This is a genomic window from Thiohalocapsa sp. (genome assembly GCF_019695415.1).
Classification (GTDB): domain Bacteria; phylum Pseudomonadota; class Gammaproteobacteria; order Chromatiales; family Chromatiaceae; genus Thiohalocapsa.
Genome location: NZ_JAIFKJ010000308.1, coordinates 1 through 1,322, shown reverse-complemented (window position 1 = coordinate 1,322; position 1,322 = coordinate 1). Strand labels below are relative to the sequence as shown.

At 67.0% G+C, this 1,322-nt stretch carries 1 protein-coding gene and 1 pseudogene; both read right to left on the bottom strand.

Annotation, left to right across the window (positions count from 1 at the left end):
• A partial coding sequence (locus I6U14_RS08980; RefSeq protein ID WP_296898605.1) for an ABC transporter permease occupies positions 1 to 954 on the bottom strand: 954 nt, incomplete at its 3' end.
• Positions 955 to 1,070: 116 nt separating this feature from the next.
• A pseudogene (locus I6U14_RS08975) lies at positions 1,071 to 1,322 on the bottom strand (ABC transporter ATP-binding protein); the annotation flags it as partial.

The window sequence follows — 1,322 nt, the reverse complement described above, 5'->3', positions numbered from 1 at the left end:
CACGTCCGCCACGCCGGCCCCGTCGATCATGATGCCGCGGGCGGCGTCCACCACGTGCTTGAGCGGCATGAGCTGCGAGAGCCACTGCGCGGCGGTACTGGTGCCCTCCATAGAAAACCAGATGCCGGAGAGCAGCACCATGGGCCAGGCCATGAGATTGAGCAGGCCGTCGGCCAGCTCTTCGGTGCGCAGGCGCGAGGCCACCAACAGCCCCAGGCTGACCATGCACAGCCCGCCCGCGAGATAGACGAGCACCAGGGCCGCGTAGGAGCCGCGCATCGGAAAGTCAAGAATGGCGAGCGCGCCCAGGTAGACCACGGCACTGGAAGCCATGACCACCATCAGCCGCGAGACGACCTGTGCAGACAGGAACTCCATCGGGCGCAGCGGCGTCGCCTTGAGCCGGCGCAGCACGCCGTTCTTGCGGTAGCGCACCACCACCCAGCCGACGCCCCAGAGGCTCGAGAACATCACATTCATCGCGAGCACGCCGGGTAGGACCCAGTCGGCGTAGCTGAGCGCCTCGCCGGCCGCGAGCCGGCGCTCCGGCTGCGCCGTGTCGGTGCGGGCATGGGCACCCAGCAGCAGCCGCTCGGTGATCTGGCCGTTGGGTGACTCGGGGTTGACCCAGTAGCCTGTCACCGCACCGGCTGGGCCGCGGGCATCCACCAGGAGGTCCAGCTGATGGCGGGCGATCTTGGTGACAGCGGCGTCCTGCTCCGAGACGGGCACGAAGTTGATGTACGGGGTCGTGAAGAAGCCCGTGTCCGCCTCAGCGGTCTCAGGGTCGCCAAGCACGCCCACCTTGAACAGGTCATCCGGCCCGCCGCCGAAGATGAACGCGAACGCGACGATCATCATCACCGGCATCATGATGTTCCAAATGAGCCCCGCGCTGTCGCGGTAGAACTCGCGGTTGCGGGCGATGAGGATAGCTGTGATGCGGTGCCACATGAGGGAGAGTTTCGAGTTGCGAGTTTCGAGTGATGAGGTTCGAGGGGCTAGGGGCGCGGCCTCGCACCGCGCTCCTCGGTACTCGTAACTCGTTACTGAGTATTTGTCACTCGCCCCTAAGCGCGAAGCGAATGCCCGGTCAGCTTGAGGAACAGGTCCTCCAAAGTCGGTGTCTCCACCCGCAATGCCGTGAGCCCGGCGCCGATGCGCTCCAGGTATTCGAGCACCGGCTGCACCTCGTCGGTTTGCAGCTCGATCTCGTGCTCGCCGCGGAAGGCGTAATCCGGCAGCGGCTCGCCGGCGGGCCATGCGGCCGCGGGCAGGCGCACCACAGCAGGGGGGAAGTGCTCGCGCACCAGCGCCCGTGG